Here is a 23,910-nt window from a genome sequence, read left to right as displayed (position 1 = left end):
GTCCGCGCCGAGCTCGGATTCGGCGGCGAGGATCCGGTCGATGTCGAGGACATGTTCGCGCTGAAGTACCGCGGCGCCCGGTTCTCGCTCGGCTACGGAGCGTGCCCGGACCTCGAGGACCGTGCCAAGATCGCCGAGCTGCTGCAGCCCGAGCGGATCGGTGTCCAGCTGTCCGAGGAGTTCCAGCTCCACCCCGAGCAGTCCACCGACGCGATCGTCATCCACCACCCCGAGGCGAAGTACTTCAACGCACGATAGCCGGACGAGACGTACACTGGTCGGTCCAGTGCAGGCCGGTCGCCTGTCCCAGCGGGAAAGCCGTGGGGAAAAGGCGGCCGGCCTTCTCGTCCCTCCCGGAGGTGTGCCGATGACCAGCACGGTCCCCGCGTCCCCGACCCGTTCGGCGGAAGACCCCCCTGCGCTTCGCCAGGCGGGGACCTCCAGCCTGCAGGCGGTCCTCCTGGACATGGACGGCACCCTCGTGGACACGGAGGGCTTCTGGTGGGACGCCGAGGTGGAGGTCTTCGCCGACCTCGGCCACCGGCTGGACGAGTCGTGGCGGGACGTGGTGGTCGGCGGCCCGATGACCCGCAGTGCGGGCTACCTCATCCAGGCCACCGGCGCGGACATCAGCCTCGCCGAGCTGACCGTGCTGCTGAACGAGAAGTTCGAGAACCGCATCGGGCGCGGAGTGCCGCTGATGCCCGGCGCCGCCCGGCTGCTGGCCGAGCTCGCCGCGCACAATGTGCCCACCGCTCTGGTCTCCGCCTCCCATCGGCGCATCATCGACCGCGTCCTGGCCTCGCTCGGCCCCGAGTACTTCGCGCTGTCGGTCGCGGGTGACGAGGTGCCGCGTACGAAGCCGCACCCGGACCCCTATCTGCTCGCCGCGCAGAGTCTCGGCGCGGACCCGTCGAGATGTGCCGTCGTCGAGGACACGGCGACCGGTGTGGCGGCTGCCGAAGCCGCGGGCTGCCGGGTGGTCGCCGTGCCGTCCGTGGCACCGATCGCTCCCGCGGCCGGCCGACTGGTCGTTCAGTCCCTCGAAGAAGTCGACCTTGTCTTTCTGCACACACTGATCAGTGCGCCGCACTGATACGTGTACGTTCCCGGCTTCTTGAACGACCGGGAAACTCACGGCAGTGCCCATAACTTTTCCGTGACCGTCGTACGACTTTTCGAAGTCTGCCAACCCCTTCCGTGACGTGACCTTCATCACTCTCGGTGCTGTTGCCTGACGGGACGGGGCTCTTCCTTGCCCCGTTCCGGGGCTTCTGGCTGTGCCTATGTGTCCGGATTCATATGGCCCTGTACGAAAATTCCGCGGCATGGTCATCCATGTGAGCGCATTGCTGATCACTCAGCGAATACGCCCCAACTCGGGCTCGGTCCCCCTTTCCTGGCGCCGCCGACTAACCTCGTCGCGAGTACTTCGCCGCCGCACCGTAGCTTTCCGTCGGCCACCACGCCGTCGGAAAGCCAGGACCGATCGCTAAGAATCCCCGGCCCGATCGCGCCGCCCCGACCGGGCGGAAGTGGCGGAGCATCTCGCACACACCGCTGTACCAGTGCCGGATGGATGAGGGAGAACGTCCAGGATGAACCGTAAGACTTTGGTGCTGTCGGCCGTGGTCGGTCTGCTCGCGCCCGTGCTCGTCGCCTGCGGCAGTACGGACGGCGGGTCCGACGTCGGTGACGCCATCGTCGTGGGCACCACGGACCAGTTCGTCGCCACTGCCGACGCGCCCGCTCCGCTCGACCCGGCCTACGCCTACGACACCGGTGCCTGGAACGTCCTGCGGCAGACCGTCCAGACACTCCTGCACGCCCCGCGCGGTGGCGGCGAGCCGGTGCCCGACGCCGCCGAGTCGTGCCTCTTCACCGACAACGCGAGCGAGAGCTACCGCTGCAAGCTCCGCGAGGGCCTGAAGTTCGCCGACGGCACCCCGGTGACCGCCCAGGACGTCAAGTTCTCCATCGAGCGCGTGCTGAACATCGAGTCGGACAACGGCACCGCCGCCCTGCTCTCGAACATCGACACCATCGAGCCCCGGGGCGACAACGAGGTGATCTTCCACCTCTCCACGCCGGACGCGACCTTCCCGTACAAGCTGTCGACGCCCATCGCAGGCATCGTCAGCCGGAAGAACTACGAGGGCGACAAGCTCCGCGAGGGCTTCCAGGTCGACGGCTCGGGCCCGTACACCATGAAGACCGAGACCGAGGGCGAGCGCATCACCAAGGTCGTCTTCAGCAAGAACGCCCACTACAAGGGCGACGTCGAGCTGCGCAACGACAAGGTCGTGCTGCGCTCGTTCGCCGACTCCGAGGCCATGGGCAAGGCGCTCGAGTCCGGTGACATCGACGTGATGACCCGCGCGATGTCGCCCGAGCAGATCCAGGAGCTCTCCGAGAACCCCAAGGAAGCCATCGAGCTCACCGAGATGCCGGGTCTGGAGATCCGCTACCTGGGCTTCAACACCAACGACCCGTCGGTCAAGGACAAGGCCGTCCGCCAGGCCATGGCCGCTGTCGTCGACCGGGGTCAGATCGCCGGCCAGGTCTACGGCGCCACCGCCCAGCCGCTCTACTCGCTCATCCCGACGAGCATCGCCGCCCACACCAACTCGTTCTACAACAAGTACGGCGAGCCCAGCCGCAAGAGGGCCGCGTCGATCCTCGCGGGCGCCGGCATCACCACCCCGGTGAAGCTGAAGCTGCACTACACGACCGACCACTACGGCGAGGGCACGGAGAAGGAGTTCGAGGCGCTGCGCGACCAGCTCAACGCGACCAAGCTCTTCGACGTCACCATCCAGGGCGCCGAGTGGTCCACGTTCCGCCCCGCCCAGAAGCGCGGTGACTACGCGGTCTACGGTCTCGGCTGGTTCCCCGACTTCCCGGACCCGGACAACTACATCGCGCCGTTCCTCGACAAGGGCAACTTCCTCAACTCGCCCTACGTGAGCGAGAAGGTCCGTGAGCTGATCCCGCAGTCGCGGCGCGAGGCGGACCGCAACGCGGTCTCTCCCGCCTTCACCCAGATGCAGGAGATCGTTGCCAACGACGTTCCCGTGCTGCCGCTGTGGCAGGGCAAGCAGTACGTCGCCGCCCGCAGTGGGGTCATTGGGGTCGAATACGTGCTTAACTCCAGTTCGGACCTCCAGCTCTGGGAGCTCTCCCGCGGCGACGGCGTCTGACCGTGGAGGTTCCGGCGGGGCCAGTCGGCGCCCGTCGGCACTTGAGAACAAAGGCACGGTTCTGTGAAGGCACGTAACAAGTGGCTGACAGCCCCGCTCGCGGCGGGGCTGGCTGCCGGTCTGCTGAGCGGCTGCGGCGACCAGGGGAGCGGTTCCGGCGACTCCGAGGCCGGTTCGCTGGTCATAGGCATGTCGGACGAAGTTCTGTCCGTGGACCCGGCGGCGGGCTATGACCCCGGGTCCTGGTTGTTGTTCAACAACGTGTTCCAGTCGCTGCTCAGCTTCCCCAAGGGGGCTGCGATACCCGAGCCCGACGCGGCCGAGAGCTGCCGCTTCGAAGGGTCCGGCAGCACGGTCTACCGCTGCACGCTGCGCGACGGTCTGAAGTTCAGCAACGGCAACCCGCTGACGGCGGAGGATGTGAAGTTCTCCTTCGACCGGATACGGAAGATCGACAGCGAAGCAGGACCGATGCCCCTGCTCTCCACCATCGACAAGATCAGGACACCCGACGCGAAGACGGTCGTCTTCGAGCTGACGGTCCCCGACGCCACTTTCCCGAGCAAGATCGCCTCAGGTGCGGGATCCATCGTCGATCACCGCGAGTACCCGGCCGACGCGCTGCGCACCGACGGGAAGGCAGTCGGCTCGGGCCCGTACAAGCTGGACTCGTACAGCAAGGAAGAGGCCGCCTTCTCGGTCAACTCCGATTACCGGGGAACCGCCAGGACGCAGAATTCCGGCGTCACCCTCAAGTTCTTCGGCGGCGACCAGAAGGCGCTGGCGTCAGCGCTGGGCGACGGCAAGGTCGACGTCGCCTACCGGGGACTGCCCGCCGACGAGATCAGCGACCTCCAGGGCTCGGCCTCCGCCGATGACCGGGGTATCGAGGTTGTCGAGGGCTCCAGCGCAGAGGTGCAGCACCTGGTCTTCAACCTCGACGACCCGGTCGTCGGCAAGCTGGGTGTACGCAAGGCCATCGCCTACCTTGTCGACCGCGACGCCCTGGTGCGGGACGTCTACCAGTCCACGGCGACCCCGCTGTACTCGATCATTCCGGCCGGTATCGCCGGTCACAACACCGCCTTCTTCGACCGGTACGGCGGCGAACCGCAGCCGGAGAAGGCAGAGCAGGCCCTGCGCGCCGCCGGTGTCAGCGGCAAGGTCAAGCTCACCCTCTGGTCCACCCCGAGCCGCTACGGCCCGGCCACCGACCAGGAGTTCAAGGTGATCGCCGAGCAGCTCAACGCCAGCGGGCTGTTCGACGCGACGGTCAAGTCGGTCGACTTCAAGCAGTACGAGAAGGGCATTGCCGCCGGGGAGTACGGCGTCTACGTGAAGGGCTGGGTTCCCGACTACCCCGACCCCGACAACTTCACGCAGCCGTTCTTCGGCGAGGGCAACGTCCTCGGCAACAATTACGAGAACAGGCGGATCACCGGCTCGCTCCTGCCCGCGGCCGCCGGTGAATCCGACCGCACGGCCACCGAACGGCCGTATGACGAGCTGCAGGACATCGTCGCGGAGGAGCTGCCCATTCTGCCGCTCTGGCAGGGCAAGCAGTACGCCGTGGCCCAGGGCGACGTCGCCGGACTCCAGTGGACCCTGGATGCGTCGACCGTCTTCCGGTTCTGGGAGATCGAGAAGAACTGAGGCCCCGCCCCGCGCCCCGGTCGCTCACTGCGCGCCGGGGCGCACCAGGCCGCTCTCGTAGGCGTACACCGCGGCCTGAACGCGGTCCCGCAGACCCAGCTTGTTCAGTACATGGCCGACATGTGTCTTGACGGTCGTCTCGCTGACGAACAGATCCGCCGCGATCTCCGCATTGGACAGACCCCGCGCGACGAGCTTGAGCACCTCCACCTCGCGCTCGGTCAGCGTGTGCAGAGTGTCCGGAACCGGCTCGTCGCCGGACGGCAGATGGTCCGCGTACTTGTCGAGAAGCCTGCGGGTGATGCTCGGCGCCAGCATCGCCTCGCCGGCCGCCACCACCCGGATCGCCTGGACGAGCTCATTCGCGGGCGCGTCCTTCAGCAGAAAGCCGCTGGCACCCGCGCGCAGCGCCTCCACCACGTACTCGTCCAGGTCGAACGTGGTCAGCACCAGTACCTTCGCCGGACCGTCCCGGCCGGGACCTGTGATCTGCCGGGTCGCCTCGACACCGTCCATCCGCGGCATCCGGATGTCCATCAGCACGACATCAGGCTGCAACGCCCGCACCTGGTCGAGAGCCTGGAGGCCGTCCCCGGCCTCACCGACGACCGCAATCTCCTGCTCCGCCTCCAGAATCATCCGGAAGCCGGTACGCAGCAGCGGTTGGTCGTCGACCAGTAGGACGCGGATAGCCACAGGTACTCCTTCTTTAGACCGGGCCCATTGTGCCCTGACCATCCTCGGCCGAAGTCTTCGGGGAAACACTCAGCGGATAAACCGGGGGAGTGCCGCCGAATTCCGGACAGACCTCCTGGTGATCGCACCAGCCGCACAGCTTCGTCGGCCTCGGCCGCCAGTCACCCGTCTCCGTCGCCAGCTTGATCGCGTCCCACAGCGCCAGGAGCTTGCGCTCCATGCGCTCCAGATCCGCCATCACCGGGTCGTACGTCAGCACATCGCCGCTGCCCAGGTACACCAGCTGCAGCCGGCGCGGCAGCACGCCCTTGAGCCGCCAGATCACCAGCGCGTAGAACTTCATCTGGAACAGCGCGCCTTCGCTGTACTCCGGACGTGGCGCCTTGCCCGTCTTGTAGTCGACGATGCGCACCTCGCCCGTCGGCGCGACATCCACCCGGTCGATCACCCCGCGCAGCCGCAACCCCGACTCCAGCTCCGTCTCGACGAACATCTCCCGCTCGGCCGGCTCCAGCCGTGTCGGATCCTCCAGCGTGAACCACCGCTCCACCAGCTGCTCCGCCTCACCCAGCCAACGCGTCAGCCGCTCACCCTCCGCGTCCTGCGCGAACAGCTCGCCCAGCTCCGGCTTCGACTCCAGCAGCCGGTTCCACTGACCGGGGATCATCGCCTTGGCCCGCGGCGCGGTCCGCTCGGCCGCCGGGTCGTCGAAGAGCCGCTCCAGCACCGCGTGCACCAGCGTCCCGCGGGTCGCAGCCTCGCTCGGCTTCTCCGGCAGCCTGTCGATGACACGGAACCGGTACAGCAGGGGACACTGCATGAAGTCGCTGGCCCGCGAAGGCGACAGCGAGCTCGGCTGTGCGCCCTGCGCGGGCGGCTGGCTCTCACTCATGACCCAGACCCTACGACCCGCCACTGACAGCGAGCGGCATACCATCGACGTCAGACCCTCGCGCACTGCATGATCGAGTGAGCGACTGCATGATCGAGCGAGCGACGCATCTGCAACGAAGGGAACCCGTGAACGAGGACGACGCGAGCGGCGAGGGCAAGCGGCCGCAGTCCGGAGCGGGGAAACCGGACCCCGAAGGCAGCGGAACGCGCCGCTCCCGCGGACCGGGCGGCGGCATCCTCATGGGCCGCCCCTTCGGCGTGCCCGTCTATGTCGCCCCCAGCTGGTTCATCGTCGCCGCCCTGATCACCTGGGTCTTCGGCGACCAACTCGACCGAGTGCTCCCCGAACTGGGCAGTGCGCGCTATCTCGTCTCGCTCTTCTTCGCGGTCGCCTTCTACGCCTCCGTGCTCGTCCACGAACTGGCCCACACCGTCGCCGCGCTGCGCTTCAAACTGCCGGTGCGCCGTATCCAGCTCCAGTTCTTCGGCGGCGTCTCCGAGATCGAGAAGGAGTCCGAGACCCCCGGCCGCGAATTCGTGCTCGCGTTCGTCGGACCCCTGCTGTCCCTCGTCCTGTCCGGCGTCTTCTACCTCGGCATGCAGGCCGTCGAGCCCGGCACCGTACCCGGCGTACTGCTCGCCGGCCTGATGATCTCCAACCTCATCGTGGCCGTGTTCAACCTGCTGCCCGGACTGCCCCTGGACGGCGGCCGGATGCTGCGTGCCATCGTCTGGAAGATCAGCGGCAGGCCCATGACCGGCACCGTCGCCGCGGCCTGGGTCGGCCGTGCCCTCGCCGTCGCCGTCCTGATCGGTCTCCCGCTGCTCACCCACACCGGTGCCCTCGGCAACGCGACCGAGGACATCGGCGGCATGGAGACCGTCATGGACGCACTCCTCGCCGCCATCCTCGCCGCGATCATCTGGACCGGCGCAGGCAACAGTCTGCGCATGGCCCGGCTGCGCGAGCACCTTCCCGAGCTCGCGGCCCGGGCGCTGACCCGGCGCGCGGTCCCCGTCGAGTCCGACACCCCGCTCTCCGAAGCCCTGCGCCGGGCCAACGAGGCCGGGGCGCGGGCCCTGGTCGTCGTCGACGGCCAGGGCGACCCGAAGGCGCTGGTCCGCGAGGCGGCGATCGTCGGCGTCCCCGAGCACCGCCGCCCCTGGGTCGCGGTCAGCGGCCTCGCCCAGGAGCTCACCGACGGCATGAGGATCCCCGCCGAGCTGGCCGGCGAGGCCCTGCTCGACAAGCTCCGTGCCGCGCCCGCCACCGAGTATCTGGTGGTGGAGGAGACCGGCGAGATCTACGGGGTCCTGTCCACGGCGGATGTCGAGCGCGCCTTCGTCGAAGCGATGGCACGGCCCGGCTCCTGACAGCGGCCCTGGGCCGCGGTCCGCTCGGGCCCGTCCGCCTCGTGGTCACTGCCCCCGGGTTCGCCCGGTAGGCTGGTCACATGTCCGAACCGACCGGTGCCGCCCGCCGTCGCGGGCCCTTCAAGGTCGGGGACCAGGTCCAGCTCACCGATCCCAAGGGACGCCACTACACGTTCACGCTCGAGGCCGGGAAGAACTTTCACACCCACAAGGGTTCCTTCCCGCACGACGAGCTGATCGGCGCTCCCGAGGGCAGTGTTGTCCGTACCACGGGAAACGTCGCCTACCTCGCGCTGCGCCCCCTGCTCCCCGACTATGTCCTGTCCATGCCCCGCGGCGCCGCCGTGGTCTACCCCAAGGACGCGGGGCAGATCCTGGCCTTCGCCGACATCTTCCCCGGCGCGCGCGTCGTCGAGGCGGGGGTGGGCTCCGGCTCGCTGAGCAGCTTCCTGCTGCGCGCCATCGGCGACCAGGGCATGCTGCACTCCTACGAGCGCCGTCAGGACTTCGCGGAGATCGCCCAGCAGAACGTGGAGCGCTACTTCGGCGGCCCGCACCCCGCTTGGCAGCTCACCGTCGGCGACCTCCAGGACAACCTGACCGACGCCGACGTCGACCGCGTCATCCTGGACATGCTCGCCCCCTGGGAGTGTCTGGAGGCCGTCTCCAAGGCGCTCGTGCCCGGCGGCATCCTGTGCTGCTACGTCGCGACCACCACCCAGCTGGCGCGGACCGTGGAGTCCATCCGCGAGATCGGCTGCTTCGCCGAGCCGCAGCCGTGGGAGTCGATGATCCGCAACTGGCACGTCGAGGGCCTGGCCGTCCGCCCGGACCACCGGATGATCGGTCACACCGGCTTCCTCGTCACCGCCCGCCGTCTCGCCGATGGTGTGGAGCCCCCGATGCGCCGCCGCCGCCCCGCCAAGGGTGCGTACGGTGAGGACTACGAAGGCCCCAACAAGGGCTGAGCCGCCCGCTCGCCCAGCGCAACGCACCGACGCCGCCGCCGAGTTCCCGTGTCCTGACGGAGAACTCGGCGGCGGCGTCCTCGTATTGCCCTCGTGCTGCCGTCGTGCCGTCCCAGCGCCGGCCCCGCTCCCGTCTCGAGCGCTCCTCGCGTTGCGGTCGCGACGATGTGCGGACCCCACTGTTCCGCACGGGTGTGACATATGGCACGATGCGAGCCACCCCACCGGCACCGCCTTCTCAGGAGACTCCCCGCGTGCAGAACTCCGCCGTCCCGGACCTCGCGCACACCCACGCCCGCCCCGTGCACTGGCTGGCCACGGCAACGGCCATGGCCGCCGTCGTCGCGGGCGCCGGCCTGCTCCAGCCCGACGCCGCCACCGCCTCCCAGGCCGCCCCGCAGACATCCACGGCGGCCGCCCCTCTGCCGGCACCCGACCCCGGCGACGTCACACTGCCGCTCGACTGTGGTGGTGCGAAGAGCCTGGTCACCCACGAGGTGTCGGGCGACCTCGACGGGGACGGCGTCCCCGAGACCGTGGCGGTCGCCCGCTGCGACGCCGGTTCCGGCACCCCGCCGAGCGGCATCTATGTGCTGGCCGGCAGCCGGGAGGGGACTCCCCGGGTCGTCGCCGCACTGATCGAGCCCGCGGAGAAGCTGAGCGTGAAGACGATCGCCCTACGTGACGGTGCGATCACCGCGACCCTCCTCGGCTACTCCTCGCCCGAGGTGCCGAGCTGCTGCCCGGATCAGCAGGAGCGGGTCAAGTGGCAGTGGCAGGGCGGGAAATTCGTCCGCACCGCCCAGCCCCAGGCGTAGGGTGCGTGACCCGTCACTCTGCGTCGGGGCCGTAGACCTCGACCCTGTCCGAAACGCGCCGCACATGGATGCAGTCGCCCGGGCACTCCTTCGCGGAGTCCACGACATCCTTCAGCAACGGCAGTGGCACGGGCGTTGTGGCGCCGGTGTCCTGGAGCAGTTCGTCGTCGACGGACTTCACATACGCGAGCCCGTCGATGTCGAGTTCGAAGACCTCCGGGGCGTACTGCGCGCAGATCCCGTCCCCGGTGCAGAGGTCCTGGTCGATCCAGACCTCGAGCGCCTCGGGGGCGCCTTCGGTGGGAACCTCGTGCTGCACGGTCATATCTCCTGCCATTTCCTTCGTCGGGTGTAGCAATCTGAAGCAAGTCGTGCCAGCCCTGACGGGTGTTGAACGCTTCGACGATACAACCGCCCGCTTTCAGATGTTGATGGGTGGGTATTCCCCTGGCGTGGGGGAGAGCGCAAGGGTGAAGATCGGACACACCCCTACCGTCTTTGTGATCTAGGGGTTTCAATCACCACCCACACAGGTAGGGTCAGGAAGCGTCCAGCTCCCCTTGGAGGAGGTGAGGACCGTGGCAGCCCACGACGACGACATCAACCGCGGCATCCGGCCGGGGCGGGGGTCTGAAGACCCAGCCGGCCAGGTTGCCTATCTCGAGCAGGAAATCGCCGTCCTGCGCCGCAAGCTCGCCGACTCTCCGCGTCATACGAGGATTCTCGAAGAGCGGATCGTCGAGCTGCAGACCAGTCTGGCCGGCGTGTCCGCTCAGAACGAGCGGCTCGCCAATACGCTCCGTGAGGCCCGCGACCAGATCGTGGCCCTCAAGGAGGAGGTCGACCGGCTCGCCCAGCCGCCGGCCGGCTTCGGTGTCTTCCTGCAGACCAACGAGGACGGCACCTGTGACATCTTCACCGGGGGCCGCAAGCTCCGGGTGAATGTCAGCCCCAGCGTCGAGCTCGACGAGCTCCGGCGCGGCCAGGAGGTCATGCTCAACGAGGCGCTCAATGTGGTCGAGGCCATGGAATTCGAGCGCGCCGGGGACATCGTCACCCTCAAGGAGATCCTCGAGGACGGCGAGCGCGCCCTGGTGATCGGGCACACCGACGAGGAGCGGGTGGTGCGGCTCGCCGAGCCGCTGCTCGACATCACCATCCGGCCCGGCGACGCCCTGCTGCTGGAGCCCCGCTCCGGCTACGTCTACGAGGTCGTACCCAAGAGCGAGGTCGAGGAGCTGGTCCTCGAAGAGGTCCCGGACGTCGACTACGACAAGATCGGCGGTCTGGGCGGTCAGATCGAGATGATCCGCGACGCGGTCGAGCTGCCCTACCTCCACCCGGACCTCTTCAAGGAGCACGAACTGCGCCCGCCGAAGGGCATCCTGCTCTACGGTCCCCCCGGCTGCGGCAAGACGCTCATCGCCAAGGCCGTCGCCAACTCCCTTGCAAAGAAGGTCGCCGAGGTCACCGGGCAGCCCGCGGGGAAGAGCTACTTCCTCAACATCAAGGGCCCCGAACTCCTCAACAAGTACGTCGGCGAGACCGAGCGGCACATCCGCCTCGTCTTCCAGCGTGCCCGGGAGAAGGCCAGCGAGGGCACCCCCGTCATCGTCTTCTTCGACGAGATGGAGTCCCTCTTCCGTACCCGCGGATCCGGCGTCAGCTCGGACGTCGAGAACACCATCGTCCCTCAGCTCCTCGCCGAGATCGACGGTGTCGAGGGCCTGGAGAACGTCATCGTCATCGGCGCCTCCAACCGCGAGGACATGATCGACCCCGCGATCCTGCGGCCCGGCCGGCTCGACGTCAAGATCAAGATCGAGCGTCCGGACGCGGAGGCCGCCAAGGACATCTTCGCCAAGTACCTGACAGCCTCGCTCCCGCTGCACGCGGACGACCTGTCCGAGCACAGCGGATCCAAGGAAGCCGCTGCCCACGCCATGATCCAGTCGGTCGTGGAGCAGATGTACGCGGAAACCGAGGAGAACCGCTTCCTCGAGGTCACGTACGCCAACGGTGACAAGGAAGTCCTCTACTTCAAGGACTTCAACTCCGGAGCGATGATCCAGAACATCGTCGACCGGGCCAAGAAAATGGCGATCAAGGCCTTCCTCGACCACAACCAGAAGGGCCTTCGGGTCTCCCACCTCCTCCAGGCCTGCGTGGACGAGTTCAAGGAGAACGAGGACCTGCCCAACACCACCAACCCGGACGACTGGGCCAGGATCTCCGGAAAGAAGGGCGAGCGGATCGTCTTCATCCGCACCCTCGTCACCGGAAAGCAAGGCGCGGACACCGGACGTTCCATCGACACGGTGGCCAACACCGGTCAGTACCTGTAGGAGGCAGACCCGGCTGCGGATGCCCGTCCCCCTGCCATCGGCGGGGGGACCCCGCATCCGCAGCCGGTTGCTTTCCGGACAGGTCCGACCACACCGGAGCAATGACGAAATTGATCTCCCCACCAGCGCAGAGGCGTTCTAGGCTCTTCGGTACCGCCGCGTCGCGCAGTGCGGGGACGGGCACCGCACACGTATCGGAGAGAGAGCGGTACTTGAGCGCCGTTCCCGCAGGGGAGCGCCGCCGGGCAAGGAGGGCCGCATGACTGTACGGCGAGTAATGGGCATCGAGACGGAGTACGGCATCTCCGTCCCCGGCCACCCGAACGCCAATGCCATGCTCACCTCGTCCCAGATCGTCAACGCCTACGCGGCGGCGATGCACCGGGCGCGCCGCGCCCGCTGGGACTTCGAGGAGGAGAACCCGCTGCGGGACGCCCGCGGCTTCGACCTCGCCCGCGAGGCCGCCGACTCCAGCCAGCTCACCGACGAGGACATCGGCCTGGCCAACGTGATCCTCACCAATGGTGCCCGGCTGTACGTCGACCACGCCCACCCCGAGTACAGCTCACCCGAGGTCACCAATCCGCGGGACGCGGTGCTGTGGGACAAGGCCGGCGAACGGATCATGGCAGAGGCCGCCGAGCGCGCGGCCCAGCTCCCCGGCGCCCAGCCGATCCATCTGTACAAGAACAACACCGACAACAAGGGAGCGTCGTACGGCACGCACGAGAACTACCTGATGAAGCGGGAAACCCCCTTCTCGGACATCGTGCGCCATCTGACCCCGTTCTTCGTCTCCCGGCAGGTCTTCACCGGTGCCGGACGGGTCGGAATCGGCCAGGACGGCCATGAGCACGGCTTCCAGATCAGCCAGCGCGCCGACTATTTCGAGGTCGAGGTCGGTCTGGAGACCACCCTCAAGCGGCCCATCATCAATACGCGGGACGAGCCGCACTCCGACGCCGAGAAGTACCGCAGGCTCCATGTGATCATCGGTGACGCGAATCTTTCGGAGATCTCGACCTACCTCAAGCTCGGCACCACGGCCCTGGTGCTCTCCATGATCGAGGACGGCTTCATCGCCGTCGACCTGGCGGTCGAGCAGCCGGTACGGACCCTCCATGAGGTCTCCCACGATCCGAGCCTGAAGCACCTGGTCACCCTCCGCAGCGGCCGGACACTCACCGCGGTCCAGCTTCAGATGGAGTACTTCGAGCTGGCCCGCAAGTACGTGGAGGAGCGCTTCGGGGCGGACGCCGACGAGCAGACCAAGGATGTGCTGATCCGCTGGGAGGACACCCTCAACCGGCTCGAGAACGACCCGATGAGCCTTGCCGGAGAGCTGGACTGGATCGCCAAGAAGGAGCTCATGGAGGGCTATCGGCGGCGGGACAGCCTGGACTGGGACGCGGCACGGCTGCACCTGGTGGACCTCCAGTACGCCGACGTACGTGCCGAGAAGGGCCTCTACAACCGGCTGGTGGCCCGAGGGAAGATGAAGCGGCTGCTGGACGAGCCGGCCGTCCGGCGGGCCGAGGACAAGCCGCCCGAGGACACCCGCGCCTACTTCCGCGGACGCTGCCTGGAGCAGTACGCGGACGACGTGGCCGCGGCGTCCTGGGACTCGGTCATCTTCGACCTCCCGGGCCGGGACTCCCTGCAGCGGGTCCCGACCCTCGAGCCCCTGCGGGGCACACGTAATCACGTCAAGGAACTCCTGGACCGGTGCCGTACAGCGGAAGACCTGGTCCGAGTGCTCTCCGGGGGCTGAAACGGCTCCCGTCCGGGAATCATGAAGGTGGTCCCCGGACGTTGAGTCAAGTGCGGGGCCGATGTCGGACCCTGCTTGTAGGGTCTGATCTTGACCGAACGAACTCACGTCAGGGCAAACCGAGCGGGGTGAGGGACATGGCGACCAAGGACACCGGCGGCGGGCAGCAGAAGGCCACGCGTTCCACGGAGGAGGTCGAGGAGCAGGCGCAGGACGCGCAGGCCTCGGAAGACCTCAAGGAGCGCCAGGAGAAGCTGTCGGACGACGTCGACTCCGTACTGGACGAAATCGATGATGTGCTCGAGGAGAACGCCGAGGACTTTGTCCGCTCCTTTGTTCAAAAGGGCGGACAGTAGTCACGGATGTGAACTCCACATGAGGTGATGCCCCCGGCGTCAACAGCGTTCGCCGCTGGGGGCATTCGCCCGGAACGCGTTCACGCGGAAGCCGAGCGTGACGAGATGAACCCGTCCCCGATGGGCATCTGCTCGATCGGCCTGGCTGTACCCGCAGTTCATGTGGATCACCGCCATGAGACGGGTAGGGTCCGTGGCGTACTGTGCTTCAACTGCAATTCGGCCGTCGGCAAGTTGGGAGGCGATCCCGACACCTTGCGTCGGGCCGTCACCTACTCGGAAGGAAACGCGTGGAAGCCAACACTCGTAGCACCGGGCGTCTACCAGCTGCCTTCCTGACCCCGGGCTCCTCTTCGTTCATGGACTTCCTGGGCCAGCACTCCCCGGAGTTGCTGCCGGGGAAGCGGAGCCTGCCGCCCGTGCAGGGCGCCATCGAGGTGCCGCACGGCACGACCATCGTGTCCACGACGTTCCCCGGTGGTGTGGTGCTCGCCGGTGACCGGCGGGCCACGATGGGGAACATGATCGCGCAGCGCGACATCGAGAAGGTCTTCCCGGCCGACGAGTACTCGGCCGTGGGGATCGCCGGCACCGCCGGTCTCGCGGTGGAGATGGTCAAGCTCTTCCAGCTCGAGCTGGAGCACTTCGAAAAGGTCGAGGGCGCCCAACTCTCCCTGGAGGGCAAGGCGAACCGGCTCTCCACGATGATCCGCAGCAACCTCGGCATGGCGCTTCAGGGCCTGGCCGTGGTCCCGCTGTTCGCCGGATACGACATCGACCGGGAGAAGGGCCGCATCTTCTCGTACGACGTGACCGGCGGCCGTTCCGAGGAACACGGCTACGCGGCCACAGGCTCCGGCTCGATCTTCGCCCGTGGAGCGATGAAGAAGCTCTACAGCGACGACCTCACCGAGCAGCAGGCCGTCACCCTGGTCATCCAGGCGCTGTACGACGCGGCGGACGACGACTCGGCGACCGGTGGTCCGGACGTGGCCCGACGGATCTATCCCATCGTCACCGTCATCACCGACGAAGGCTTCCGCAGGCTCACCGAGGCCGAGACCTCGGAGGTCGCCCGTGCGGTCCTCGAGCGACGCCTCGCCCAGCCGGACGGCCCGCGCGCCGCGCTGCTCTGATGTTCCCCCAGCTGCCGCTGGGCGGTGCCTCCACGCCTCTGACAGAAAGGGACGGATAGCCGGTGTCGACGCCGTTCTATGTCTCACCCCAGCAGGCCATGGCCGACCGGGCGGAATACGCCCGCAAGGGCATCGCCCGCGGTCGCAGCCTCGTCGTGCTGCAGTACGCCGACGGCATTGTCTTCGTCGGCGAGAACCCGTCCCGTGCCCTGCACAAGTTCAGCGAGATCTACGACCGGATCGGCTTCGCCGCGGCCGGCAAGTACAACGAGTACGAGAATCTGCGGATCGGCGGCGTGCGTTACGCGGACCTGCGCGGCTACACCTACGACCGTGACGATGTGACCGCCCGGGGGCTGGCGAACGTCTACGCCCAGACGCTGGGCACGATTTTCTCCAGCGCGGGCGAGAAGCCGTACGAGGTGGAGCTGGTCGTCGCCGAGGTGGGAGCCTCTCCCGAGGGCGACCAGATCTACCGGCTGCCGCACGACGGATCGATCGTCGACGAGCACGGCTCGGTCGCGGTCGGCGGCAACGCGGAGCAGATCAGCAGCTTCCTCGACCAGCGGCACCGCGACGGGATGTCGCTGGCGGAGGCGTTGAAGCTGGCGGTACAGGCCCTGTCCAGCCAGGCCAACGGCACCGACCGTGAGATCCCCGCGGACCGGCTGGAGGTCGCGGTCCTGGACCGTACGCGCCCGCAGCAGCGCAAGTTCAAGCGGATCGTGGGCCGACAGCTGGCCCGGCTGCTGGAGGCGGACGGAGCGGCTTCGACGCCGACGGACGCGCCCTCCGACACAGAGGAAGCCGAGGAGTCCGGGGAGTAGTTCCCCGGGTTCGTGTCACTGTGCCCCGCGCCGCATGCGGCCCGGGGCACAGTGGTCCAGGGCCTGGTCCGAGAGGGAGTCCCTAGGTCCCCTGGCGGGGGAGTGCCCAGTGGTGGAGACGTTCGCCCTGCCCGTGCCGGGTGAGCCAGGTGCCGTCGCCGAGCGGGGTGGCGTGCCGGCCGACCGGTGCCGGGTAACGCAGCCGTCCGAGAGGGCGCAGGGTGAGAGCGTCGCACAGCCAGTGCCGGGTTGCCGGTGGACGCCCGCGCCGGTGGATGCGGCCGCTGACCAGGACATGGGCGCTGTCCAGGAGGAACGCGGCGTCGAATTCGTCGCTTCTCGGGTCGGTCGCGAGGTCGGAGAGGTTGAGTACGGCGGTCTGTTCGTCGGCGGTCGCCTCGTGTGATGCGAGCTCGTCGCGGTCGTCGTTGTGGGCGATGCCCTCGGCGCGGCGCAGGGTGAGGGCCCGGGTGGTCCCGGGCAGGAACCCGACGATCTCGTGCATGGTCGTGCCGCCGCGGATGTGCAGGCCGTCGTGGCGCGGCTCGATCCACCAGGTGGACCAGCTGTACCGGGCTGTCCAGCAGGACACGGCGAGCAGGCTTCCGTCCGGGTGCCAGCGCTGGGTCACGTCGGACGAGATCGCCCCGACCGGCCTCCGTGCCCGCACGTCGCCCGAGGCTGCGTCCAGCAGGAGCAGTGTGTCGCGGGTGTAGTACAGGCGCTCGTCGACGCCTGCGGCCAGGGTGGGGACGAGCGCGCAGACGAGCCGTCCGTCGGGGCTCACGGCGGGTGTGCCGGGCGGCCGGGGCTCCCTCGGCGCGTGGCGCCAGGGCGGGTGCGGCACCTCCCAGCGGGTCCTTCCGCCGGGATCCAGGGCGCGGATCCTCGTGCCTTCGGCGAGGACGACGGTGCCGTCGGGCAGTGGGGCGGCCCGTGCGTACGGCGGGAGCAGCCGGGCGTGCAGGAGCGACGGTGAGGCGCCGTCGAGGAATGCCGCGCGGTCATGGAGCTCAAGCCGGTCACCGTGTCGCACGGCGAGCTGCCCTTGGGCCAGGGGCTCCACGGAGCCGGGTGCGGACACCGTGCCGAGCAGCACCGCGTCGATAGGTGTGGCCGCCGCACTTTCCATGATCGTGATCGTTCCACGCGCCTCCCCGCCCCCTCAAGGCCGCCGGGCGTGCCGGGGCTCCGGTCGGCCTGTTCCGGGGGTTGGCCGGCCGGCGCCGGGCGGCCTTGAGGGGGCGGGACCGGCGCGGCCCGGTCGGGCCGAGGGAAGTGCGGGTGCGGGTGACGCGGGCCGGTGGCCACGGCGCCCGGTCAACGGCTCCGGAACGGCGGCCACCGTGTCCGGCCCGGTGAGGCCGAGCGCCACGGCACCGGTCAGGTACCGCGGAACGATCGGGTTCCTGCCGGCCCCGGGCTCGCGGCGTCAGGCCGGTGGGTGGGCCGAGGAGCCGCGGACGACCAGTGCGACCGGGAGATCGGTCGCCTCGGGCCGGCGGCCGGAGAGGACGTCGAGCAGCGCGGTCATGCCGCGTTCGCCGACCTGTTCCGCAGGCAGCCGCACCGTCGTCAGCTCCGGCTCCACAGCGGTCGCGAGTGCGAGGTCGTCGAAGCCGGTGACCGTCACATCCTCGGGGACCCGCAGGCCGAGGCGGCGTACGGCCTTGCAGGCTCCCGCGGCGAGGATGTCGTCGTCGCAGACCAGGGCCGTGGGGCGCGGGCCCCGGGAGGTCAGGGCGTGCTCCGCCGCCGCCCGGGCACCGGCGACGTCCAGCGGGGCGGTGACGGTGCGCAGTTCGGCGCCGGGGACCGTGGCGAGCGCGGAGCGCAGTGCCCGGGCCCGTACGTCGAAGGTCCAGGAGGTGACGGCCGAGGCGAGGTGGACGAAGCGGCGGTGGCCGAGGGCCAGCAGATGGTCCGTGATCTGGCGCATTCCGTCGGCGATGTCGAGATTGACCCGGGCTGCCGGGGCGGGGTCGGCGGGGTCGCTGTCCAGCATGACCAGCGGAAGGTCGGTGCCGCGGATCGCGGTGAGTGCTTCGGCCGCCATGGACGAGGCGATGACCCCGTCGAGCGCGGCGCGTGCCGATGCGAAAGGGTCCTTGGCGGGGCCGACGCCTTCGGGGGAGGGGTACAGGACGACTCCGAATCCGTGTTCGGCGGCGACCCTGGCGGCACCCGTGTAGACGCGGGCGAAGAACTCGTTGGTGAGGGCGGGGACGACGAGCAGAGCCGTGCGGGTGCGTCCGAGCCGCAGGTTGCGGGCGGCGAGGTTGGGCCGGTAGCCGAGCTCCTGTGCGGCGTCGCGTACCAGCGCGGCGGTGCGCTCGGAGACCCTGCCGCGCCATTTGTCGCCCAGCACGAGGGACACGGTGGCCTGGGAGACCCCGGCGACGCGCGCCACATCCCGGCTGGTGGGGCGGGTGGTCTCCGTACCCGGTACGGCGGATCGGCCCTGGTGGGACCCGTGTGCCATGTGGTGCCGTCCTCCGCCGCTCGTTCGCTTTCGCAGAGTCCGGGGTGGCAGCTCGGTGGACCCGCGGACTGCCGTCATGGTACGTATGAGGGCGGAAGTTATACGTAAAACCTCGGTCGGGACCGGGGGAGAGGGGTGCGGCATGGCCGCGGGATACGCAGACATCCTCAGGACGCCGCACGCCGCACGGCTGCTCACCGGAACCCTGGTCGGCAGGCTGCCGAACGCCACCGCCCATATCGCCATCGTGCTCTTCACCCGCGCCGAGGGCGGCAGCTACACACTCGCCGGCGCACTCGCCGCCGTGTACGGACTGGCCACAGCGCTCGGACAGCCGCTGCTGGGCAGAGCGGTGGACCTGTACGGCCAGCCCCGGGTCCAACTGCCCGCCGCGGTCGTCTCGGCACTCGGCATGGCCCTGTTCGCCGCCGTGGGCACCGGATCGCTGCCCGTCGCCTACCTCGCGGTGAGTGTCGCCGGCCTGTTCACGCCGCCCCTGGAGGGCGGACTGCGGGCCCTTTGGCCCGGCGTGCTCGGTCGGGAGGACAGGGTGCACCGGGCCTACGCCATGGACGCCGTGGCCCAGGAGGTGCTGTTCACGGTCGGCCCGCTGCTCGTCACCCTGCTCGTCTCCCTCTGGTCGCCCGCCGCGGCGCTCCTGGTCATCAACGCCGTAGGTGTCATCGGCGCGCTCTCCGTCGTCCTGTCCGAGCCGTCCCGTGCCTGGCGCTCGGCCCCGCGCGAGGCGCACTGGCTCGGTGCCCTGCGTTCGCCCGGCCTGCTCGCGCTGCTCGGCGCGTTCTTCTTCGTCGGTCTGGCCCTCGGTTCGATCACCGTCGCCGCGGTGGCCTACGCCGACGACCACGGCAGTCGGTCGGTGTACGGCTGGCTGATGGCCGCCCTCGGCCTCGGCGCGCTCGTGGGCGGAACGGCGTACGGCGCCCGGCAGTGGTCCGGGGCACCCGAGCGCAGGCTGCGTGTCATCGTCGCCCTGCTGGCCGCCGGATATGTGCCGCTGGTCCTCACGCCCGGTGTGGTAGCCATGACCGCGCTGTCCGCGCTCGCAGGGGTCTTCCTGGCCCCGGCGATCGCCTGTGCGTTCATCGTCGTCGACCGGCACGCCCCGAGCGGTACCGTCACCGAGGCGTTCTCCTGGCTGGTGACCACCTTCGGTGTCGGCGCGGCGGTCGGCACGGCCGTGGCGGGCCCGGCCGTGGAGATCGGTGGGACGGCGTGGAGTTTCGCGGTCGCGGGAGCGTCGGGCGTCGCCGCCCTGGTGGTTCTGATGACCACTCAGCGGGTACTGGCAGTTCCGGGTCGCAGCAAGGACATTGCGCGCTCCGTGGGGGACCCGGGCGCCCACTCATCGGAAAATGATCGAAACGGTGCCGTCCAACCCGGTTTCAGCTCAGGCCGTGAGGCGTAATGTTCAGACATGGACCGCCGCATTTTCGGGCTGGAGAACGAGTACGGCGTCACGTGCACGTTCAGGGGACAGCGCCGACTGTCACCTGACGAAGTGGCGCGCTACCTCTTCCGCCGTGTTGTGTCATGGGGCCGCAGCAGCAATGTCTTCCTGCGGAACGGCGCCCGTCTGTACCTCGACGTGGGTTCGCATCCGGAATACGCAACACCCGAATGCGACAACGTGACCGAGCTGGTCACCCACGACAAGGCCGGCGAGCGCATTCTCGAAGGCCTGCTCGTCGACGCCGAACGCCGCCTGCACGAGGAGGGAATCGCGGGCGACGTCTATCTCTTCAAGAACAACACCGACTCGGCGGGAAACTCCTACGGCTGCCACGAGAACTATCTGGTGGCCCGCCATGGGGAGTTCTCCCGGCTCGCGGACATTCTGATCCCGTTCCTCGTCACCAGGCAGCTGCTGTGCGGCGCGGGAAAGGTGCTGCAGACGCCGCGGGGCGCGGTCTACTGCGTCAGCCAGCGCGCCGAGCACATCTGGGAGGGCGTCAGTTCCGCCACCACCCGCTCGCGCCCCATCATCAACACCCGTGACGAGCCGCACGCCGACGCGGAGCGTTACCGCAGGCTGCATGTCATCGTCGGCGACTCGAACATGTCGGAGACGACCATGCTGCTGAAGGTCGGCGCGACCGACCTCGTCCTGCGCATGATCGAGGCCGGCACGGTGATGCGCGACCTGACCCTGGAGAACCCGATCCGGGCCATTCGCGAGGTCAGCCACGACATCACCGGCCAGCGCAAGGTGCGCCTGGCCAGCGGACGTGAGGCGTCCGCCCTCGAGGTACAGCGTGAGTACTACGAGAAGGCCGTGGACTTCGTCGACCGCCGCGGCATCCGCACCGGCACGGTCGAGCAGGTCCTGGAGCTCTGGGGCCGCACGCTGGACGCGATCGAGGCGGAGGACCTGGACCGGATCGGCACCGAGATCGACTGGGTCATGAAGTACCAGCTCATCGAGCGGTACCGGGACAAGCACAACATGACCATGTCGCATCCGCGGGTCGCGCAGATAGACCTCGCGTACCACGACATCCACCGCAGGCGTGGGCTGTACTACCTCCTGGAGCGCAAGGGCCAGGCCGCCCGGATCTGCAACGACCTGAAGATCTTCGAGGGCAAGTCGGTGCCCCCGCAGACCACCAGGGCGCGGCTGCGCGGCGACTTCATCCGGCGCGCCCAGGAGCAGCGGCGGGACTTCACCGTCGACTGGGTGCATCTCAAGCTCAACGACCAGGCGCAGCGCACCGTGCTGTGCAAGGACCCGTTCCGGTCGGTCGACGACCGGGTGGAGAAGCTCATCGCCGGGATGTAGCCGGTCTTCTCGCAGCGCCACTCGGGCCCCGTACGTTTCTCGTGCGGGGCCCTTGGCACGGCCTAGAGTGTCGGGCAACTACTGTGCCGTCTGAGATCTGAGGAACACGTGCGCCGACTTGCCGGCCTTCTTGTCGTCCCCCTGCTGCTGTTGTCGACAGTGGCCTGCGGCAGCGAAGACAAGGGCTCCGATTCCGCCTCGTCCACCAACGGATTGCCTGCGATCACCGCCGGTGCCAAGTTCGGCGAGAAGCCGACCCTGGCAAAGGGTGAGGGTGATCCGCCGAAGGAGCTGAAGGTCGAAGTCATCAAGGAGGGTGATGGCGCGAAGCTCAAGAAGGGCGATTCGGTCTCGGTCAACTATCTGGGCCAGGCCTGGGACTCGGACAAGCCGTTCGACAACAGCTTCGACCGTAAGCAGCCGTTCGATGTGACGCTGGGCGCCGGCCAGGTCATCAAGGGCTGGGACCAGGGTCTCGAGGGCCAGAAGGTCGGCAGCCGCGTCGAGCTCGTCATTCCGCCGGAGCTCGGTTACGGGGCGCAGGGCCAGGGCGACATCAAGCCCAACGCCACCCTTGTCTTCGTCGTCGACATCCTGAAGTCGACGACCATCCCGGTCTCCGCCAAGGGCACCGACGTCGCCCAGGACAACATCGACCTGCCCAAGGTCGGCACGAACACCGACGGCAAGGCGCCCTCGATCACGGTCCCCAAGAAGGACGCGCCGACGAAGCTGGTGTCGAACTACGTCATCGAGGGCAGCGGCCCCGCGGTCAAGGCGTCCGACACGCTGAGCGTGAAGTACAAGGGCGTCCTGTGGAAGGGCGGCAAGGAGTTCGACAGCAGCTACTCCCGCGGCGACGCCCCGGTCAGCTTCCCGCTCGCCCAGGTCATTCCGGGCTGGCAGAAGGGCCTGGAGGGCAAGAAGGTCGGCAGCCGTGTGCTGCTCGTCGTGCCGCCGGACATGGCCTACGGGGACAAGGCCCAGGGTGAGATCCCCGCCAACTCCACGCTTGTCTTCTCCGTCGACATTCTGGCAGTTCTGTAAGACTGTCCTGGTTGACTCGAACAGAGAACGCAAGGAGCAACATCCGTGAGCATCGACAAGCCCGAGATCGACTTCCCCGAGGGCCCGGCTCCCACCGAGCTCGAGATCGTGGACCTGTGGGAGGGTGACGGGCCGGTCGCCAAGGCCGGGGACACCGTCTCCGTGCACTACGTCGGCGTCGCCTACAGCACCGGCGAGGAGTTCGACGCGTCCTGGAACCGTGGCACGCCGCTGCAGTTCCAGCTCGGCGTTGGCCAGGTCATCAAGGGCTGGGACCAAGGCGTGCAGGGCATGAAGGTCGGCGGCCGCCGTCGCCTGACCATCCCCGCACACCTCGCCTACGGCGATCGTGGCGCCGGCGCCGGCGTCATCGCCCCGGGCGAGACGCTGATCTTCGTCTGCGACCTGGTTTCGGTCTGATTCTTTCGTCCGTGACCGGCTCCGGTCCGATTCCGGTGCCGTGCGGCAATCCGAGGGCCCATGCCTGATGGCATGGGCCCTCGGCTTTGGCCCGGGACACCCCGGGGCGGTACGGTCGACGCTGGGAAGTCATTGCGGCAGGAGGGTGCGGGGCGTCGATGGCCATTGCCAAGGCCGAGCGGCTGATGAATCTGGCGCTGTGTTTGCTGGGGACACGCCGTCCGCTCAGCAAGCGCGAGCTGCGCGGGTCCATCGAGGCCTACCTGGAGGCCGGCTCCGACGAGTCCTTCAACCGGATGTTCGAGCGCGACAAGGACGATCTGCGCGAACTCGGCCTGGTCATCGAGACGGTGGAGAGCCTCGACGGGGACATCGGCTACCTCGCCCGCCGTGACAGCAACCGGCTGCCCGCCATCACCCTCGACGCCGAGGAGGCCGCGGCGCTGGGCCTGGCCGCGAAGGTCTGGCAGCAGGCCAGGCTGGCCGGGGCCGCGAGCGGCGCCCTGCAGAAGCTGCGCGCGGCCGGAATGCCCGATCCCCGAGCAGCACACGACGACTACGAGGCACAGCACAGTGCCCTCGAACCCCGGATCCCCGTGCACGAGGCCGCGTTCGAGCCGCTGATGCTCGCCTGCCGCGACCGCCGCCTTGTTGTCTTCGACTACCGCAAGGCCAACGCCGCGCGCCCCGAACAGCGCCATGTCGAGCCGTGGGCACTCGAATTCTGGCGCGGCCACTGGTATCTGGCCGGCTTCGACAGGGACCGCGGCGCCGAGCGCGTGTTCCGGCTGTCCCGTATCACGGGCAAGGTCCGCTCACGGGCAGGCTCGTTCAGTGCGCCCGTGCCCGATGTGGTCACCGTGCGGGAGACCGTCGAGAGCTGGGCCGGGGAGAGCGCGACCCGCACCGCACGTATCAGACTGCGCGCCGGATGCGGCTATCCGCTGCGCTCCAGGGCCCACTCGGTCACGGAACTCGGCGGGGGCTGGGACGAGTTGGAGATTCCGTACGGACACGGCCTGGATGCCTGGCTGGTGGAGTTCGGCCCGGATGTCGTCGTGCTGGAGCCCGCGGATCTGCGGGCCGATGTGGTGGACCGGCTGCGTGCCGTGGCCAAGGGCTGAGG

The 23,910-nt window shown here is 68.7% G+C and carries 22 protein-coding genes and 1 pseudogene; 18 read left to right on the top strand and 5 right to left on the bottom strand.

What is annotated here, in order from left to right; genetic code table 11:
- The 4 genes from ACFYWI_RS19360 to ACFYWI_RS19345 all read left to right on the top strand — a co-directional run.
- Positions 1-258: vitamin B12 dependent-methionine synthase activation domain-containing protein (locus ACFYWI_RS19360; protein ID WP_389233427.1), on the top strand; the 258-nt coding region annotated here is incomplete at its 5' end.
- Positions 259-367: 109 nt separating this feature from the next.
- Positions 368-1,096 carry an HAD family hydrolase gene (locus tag ACFYWI_RS19355; RefSeq protein WP_389233424.1) on the top strand — a complete coding sequence of 243 codons (729 nt, stop codon included), beginning with the start codon at positions 368-370 and terminating at the stop codon, positions 1,094-1,096.
- 502 nt (positions 1,097-1,598) lie between these two features.
- Positions 1,599-3,200: an ABC transporter substrate-binding protein gene (locus tag ACFYWI_RS19350; RefSeq protein WP_389233421.1), complete on the top strand. Its 1,602-nt coding sequence runs from the start codon at positions 1,599-1,601 to the stop codon at positions 3,198-3,200.
- Between the two features lie 63 nt (positions 3,201-3,263).
- Positions 3,264-4,853 carry an ABC transporter substrate-binding protein gene (locus ACFYWI_RS19345; RefSeq protein ID WP_389233418.1) on the top strand — a complete coding sequence of 530 codons (1,590 nt, stop codon included), beginning with the start codon at positions 3,264-3,266 and terminating at the stop codon, positions 4,851-4,853.
- A 24-nt stretch (positions 4,854-4,877) separates the two neighbouring features.
- Here ACFYWI_RS19345 and ACFYWI_RS19340 read toward each other — a convergent pair whose 3' ends face one another.
- Complete coding sequence (locus ACFYWI_RS19340) at positions 4,878-5,549, bottom strand: response regulator (RefSeq protein ID WP_389233415.1); 672 nt, start codon at positions 5,547-5,549, stop codon at positions 4,878-4,880.
- Between the two features lie 13 nt (positions 5,550-5,562).
- On the bottom strand, positions 5,563-6,441 hold the full coding sequence (locus ACFYWI_RS19335; RefSeq protein WP_389233412.1) for a RecB family exonuclease: 879 nt from the start codon (positions 6,439-6,441) through the stop codon (positions 5,563-5,565).
- Between the two features lie 89 nt (positions 6,442-6,530).
- Between ACFYWI_RS19335 and ACFYWI_RS19330 the strand changes: the two genes are divergently transcribed.
- The 3 genes from ACFYWI_RS19330 (at position 6,531) to ACFYWI_RS19320 (ending at position 9,603) form a co-directional block, all read left to right on the top strand.
- Positions 6,531-7,817: a site-2 protease family protein gene (locus ACFYWI_RS19330; RefSeq protein ID WP_389233409.1), complete on the top strand. Its 1,287-nt coding sequence runs from the start codon at positions 6,531-6,533 to the stop codon at positions 7,815-7,817.
- Between the two features lie 80 nt (positions 7,818-7,897).
- Entirely contained in the window at positions 7,898-8,785 is an 888-nt protein-coding gene (locus tag ACFYWI_RS19325; RefSeq protein WP_389233406.1) for a tRNA (adenine-N1)-methyltransferase, read from the top strand.
- 254 nt (positions 8,786-9,039) lie between these two features.
- Entirely contained in the window at positions 9,040-9,603 is a 564-nt protein-coding gene (locus ACFYWI_RS19320; protein WP_389233402.1) for a hypothetical protein, read from the top strand.
- Between the two features lie 13 nt (positions 9,604-9,616).
- Here ACFYWI_RS19320 and ACFYWI_RS19315 read toward each other — a convergent pair whose 3' ends face one another.
- Entirely contained in the window at positions 9,617-9,928 is a 312-nt protein-coding gene (locus ACFYWI_RS19315) for a ferredoxin (RefSeq protein WP_389233399.1), read from the bottom strand.
- 253 nt (positions 9,929-10,181) lie between these two features.
- On the opposite strand from ACFYWI_RS19315, the gene arc reads away from it, so the two are divergent.
- From arc to prcA, 6 genes and pseudogenes are all read left to right on the top strand, one after another.
- Positions 10,182-11,948: a proteasome ATPase gene (gene arc, locus ACFYWI_RS19310; protein WP_389233396.1), complete on the top strand. Its 1,767-nt coding sequence runs from the start codon at positions 10,182-10,184 to the stop codon at positions 11,946-11,948.
- Between the two features lie 259 nt (positions 11,949-12,207).
- Positions 12,208-13,719: a depupylase/deamidase Dop gene (gene dop, locus ACFYWI_RS19305; RefSeq protein WP_389233393.1), complete on the top strand. Its 1,512-nt coding sequence runs from the start codon at positions 12,208-12,210 to the stop codon at positions 13,717-13,719.
- A 137-nt stretch (positions 13,720-13,856) separates the two neighbouring features.
- The gene (locus ACFYWI_RS19300; protein ID WP_016325855.1) at positions 13,857-14,075 is read left to right on the top strand and encodes a ubiquitin-like protein Pup; all 219 of its coding nucleotides are present in this window, start codon (positions 13,857-13,859) and stop codon (positions 14,073-14,075) included.
- A gap of 87 nt (positions 14,076-14,162) precedes the next feature.
- Positions 14,163-14,414 (top strand): annotated as a pseudogene (locus ACFYWI_RS19295) (endonuclease VII domain-containing protein); the annotation flags it as partial.
- Positions 14,366-15,211 carry a proteasome subunit beta gene (gene prcB, locus ACFYWI_RS19290; protein WP_389233390.1) on the top strand — a complete coding sequence of 282 codons (846 nt, stop codon included), beginning with the start codon at positions 14,366-14,368 and terminating at the stop codon, positions 15,209-15,211. The pseudogene ACFYWI_RS19295 and the gene prcB, both read left to right, overlap by 49 nt.
- 62 nt (positions 15,212-15,273) lie before the next feature.
- The gene (prcA, locus tag ACFYWI_RS19285) at positions 15,274-16,038 is read left to right on the top strand and encodes a proteasome subunit alpha (protein ID WP_389233387.1); all 765 of its coding nucleotides are present in this window, start codon (positions 15,274-15,276) and stop codon (positions 16,036-16,038) included.
- An 82-nt stretch (positions 16,039-16,120) separates the two neighbouring features.
- Here prcA and ACFYWI_RS19280 read toward each other — a convergent pair whose 3' ends face one another.
- On the bottom strand, positions 16,121-17,170 hold the full coding sequence (locus tag ACFYWI_RS19280) for a hypothetical protein (RefSeq protein WP_389233384.1): 1,050 nt from the start codon (positions 17,168-17,170) through the stop codon (positions 16,121-16,123).
- A gap of 300 nt (positions 17,171-17,470) precedes the next feature.
- On the bottom strand, positions 17,471-18,520 hold the full coding sequence (locus ACFYWI_RS19275; protein ID WP_389233382.1) for a LacI family DNA-binding transcriptional regulator: 1,050 nt from the start codon (positions 18,518-18,520) through the stop codon (positions 17,471-17,473).
- A 142-nt stretch (positions 18,521-18,662) separates the two neighbouring features.
- Here ACFYWI_RS19275 and ACFYWI_RS19270 point away from each other — a divergent pair, with 142 nt between their 5' ends.
- From ACFYWI_RS19270 to ACFYWI_RS19250, 5 genes are all read left to right on the top strand, one after another.
- Positions 18,663-19,946: an MFS transporter gene (locus ACFYWI_RS19270; RefSeq protein ID WP_389233379.1), complete on the top strand. Its 1,284-nt coding sequence runs from the start codon at positions 18,663-18,665 to the stop codon at positions 19,944-19,946.
- 9 nt (positions 19,947-19,955) lie between these two features.
- Positions 19,956-21,317, top strand: coding sequence for a Pup--protein ligase (gene pafA / locus ACFYWI_RS19265; protein WP_389233376.1), 1,362 nt, complete (start codon positions 19,956-19,958; stop codon positions 21,315-21,317).
- Positions 21,318-21,425: 108 nt separating this feature from the next.
- Positions 21,426-22,364: an FKBP-type peptidyl-prolyl cis-trans isomerase gene (locus tag ACFYWI_RS19260; protein ID WP_389233373.1), complete on the top strand. Its 939-nt coding sequence runs from the start codon at positions 21,426-21,428 to the stop codon at positions 22,362-22,364.
- Between the two features lie 45 nt (positions 22,365-22,409).
- Positions 22,410-22,784, top strand: coding sequence for an FKBP-type peptidyl-prolyl cis-trans isomerase (locus ACFYWI_RS19255; protein WP_389233370.1), 375 nt, complete (start codon positions 22,410-22,412; stop codon positions 22,782-22,784).
- A 158-nt stretch (positions 22,785-22,942) separates the two neighbouring features.
- Positions 22,943-23,908, top strand: a complete 966-nt coding sequence (locus tag ACFYWI_RS19250; protein ID WP_389233367.1) for a helix-turn-helix transcriptional regulator — start codon at positions 22,943-22,945, stop codon at positions 23,906-23,908.
- Positions 23,909-23,910 lie beyond the last annotated feature (2 nt).

Source organism: Streptomyces sp. NPDC002889 (genome assembly GCF_042888425.1).
GTDB lineage: Bacteria > Actinomycetota > Actinomycetes > Streptomycetales > Streptomycetaceae > Streptomyces.
The sequence above is the reverse complement of the archived record's forward strand: the minus strand, read 5'-3'. Positions and strand labels throughout refer to the sequence as shown.

Excerpts from the sequence above, each read along its gene's own strand:
- ACFYWI_RS19355 (WP_389233424.1), top strand. The coding sequence starts at position 368 with ATGACCAGCACGGTCCCCGCGTCCCCGACCCGTTCGGCGGAAGACCCC.
- ACFYWI_RS19350 (WP_389233421.1), top strand. The coding sequence starts at position 1,599 with ATGAACCGTAAGACTTTGGTGCTGTCGGCCGTGGTCGGTCTGCTCGCG.
- ACFYWI_RS19335 (WP_389233412.1), bottom strand. The coding sequence starts at position 6,441 with ATGAGTGAGAGCCAGCCGCCCGCGCAGGGCGCACAGCCGAGCTCGCTG.
- ACFYWI_RS19330 (WP_389233409.1), top strand. The coding sequence starts at position 6,531 with ATGATCGAGCGAGCGACGCATCTGCAACGAAGGGAACCCGTGAACGAG.
- ACFYWI_RS19325 (WP_389233406.1), top strand. The coding sequence starts at position 7,898 with ATGTCCGAACCGACCGGTGCCGCCCGCCGTCGCGGGCCCTTCAAGGTC.
- ACFYWI_RS19315 (WP_389233399.1), bottom strand. The coding sequence starts at position 9,928 with ATGACCGTGCAGCACGAGGTTCCCACCGAAGGCGCCCCCGAGGCGCTC.
- dop (WP_389233393.1), top strand. The coding sequence starts at position 12,208 with ATGACTGTACGGCGAGTAATGGGCATCGAGACGGAGTACGGCATCTCC.
- ACFYWI_RS19300 (WP_016325855.1), top strand. The coding sequence starts at position 13,857 with ATGGCGACCAAGGACACCGGCGGCGGGCAGCAGAAGGCCACGCGTTCC.
- ACFYWI_RS19280 (WP_389233384.1), bottom strand. The coding sequence starts at position 17,170 with ATGGAAAGTGCGGCGGCCACACCTATCGACGCGGTGCTGCTCGGCACG.
- ACFYWI_RS19275 (WP_389233382.1), bottom strand. The coding sequence starts at position 18,520 with ATGGCACACGGGTCCCACCAGGGCCGATCCGCCGTACCGGGTACGGAG.
- ACFYWI_RS19270 (WP_389233379.1), top strand. The coding sequence starts at position 18,663 with ATGGCCGCGGGATACGCAGACATCCTCAGGACGCCGCACGCCGCACGG.
- pafA (WP_389233376.1), top strand. The coding sequence starts at position 19,956 with ATGGACCGCCGCATTTTCGGGCTGGAGAACGAGTACGGCGTCACGTGC.
- ACFYWI_RS19250 (WP_389233367.1), top strand. The coding sequence starts at position 22,943 with ATGGCCATTGCCAAGGCCGAGCGGCTGATGAATCTGGCGCTGTGTTTG.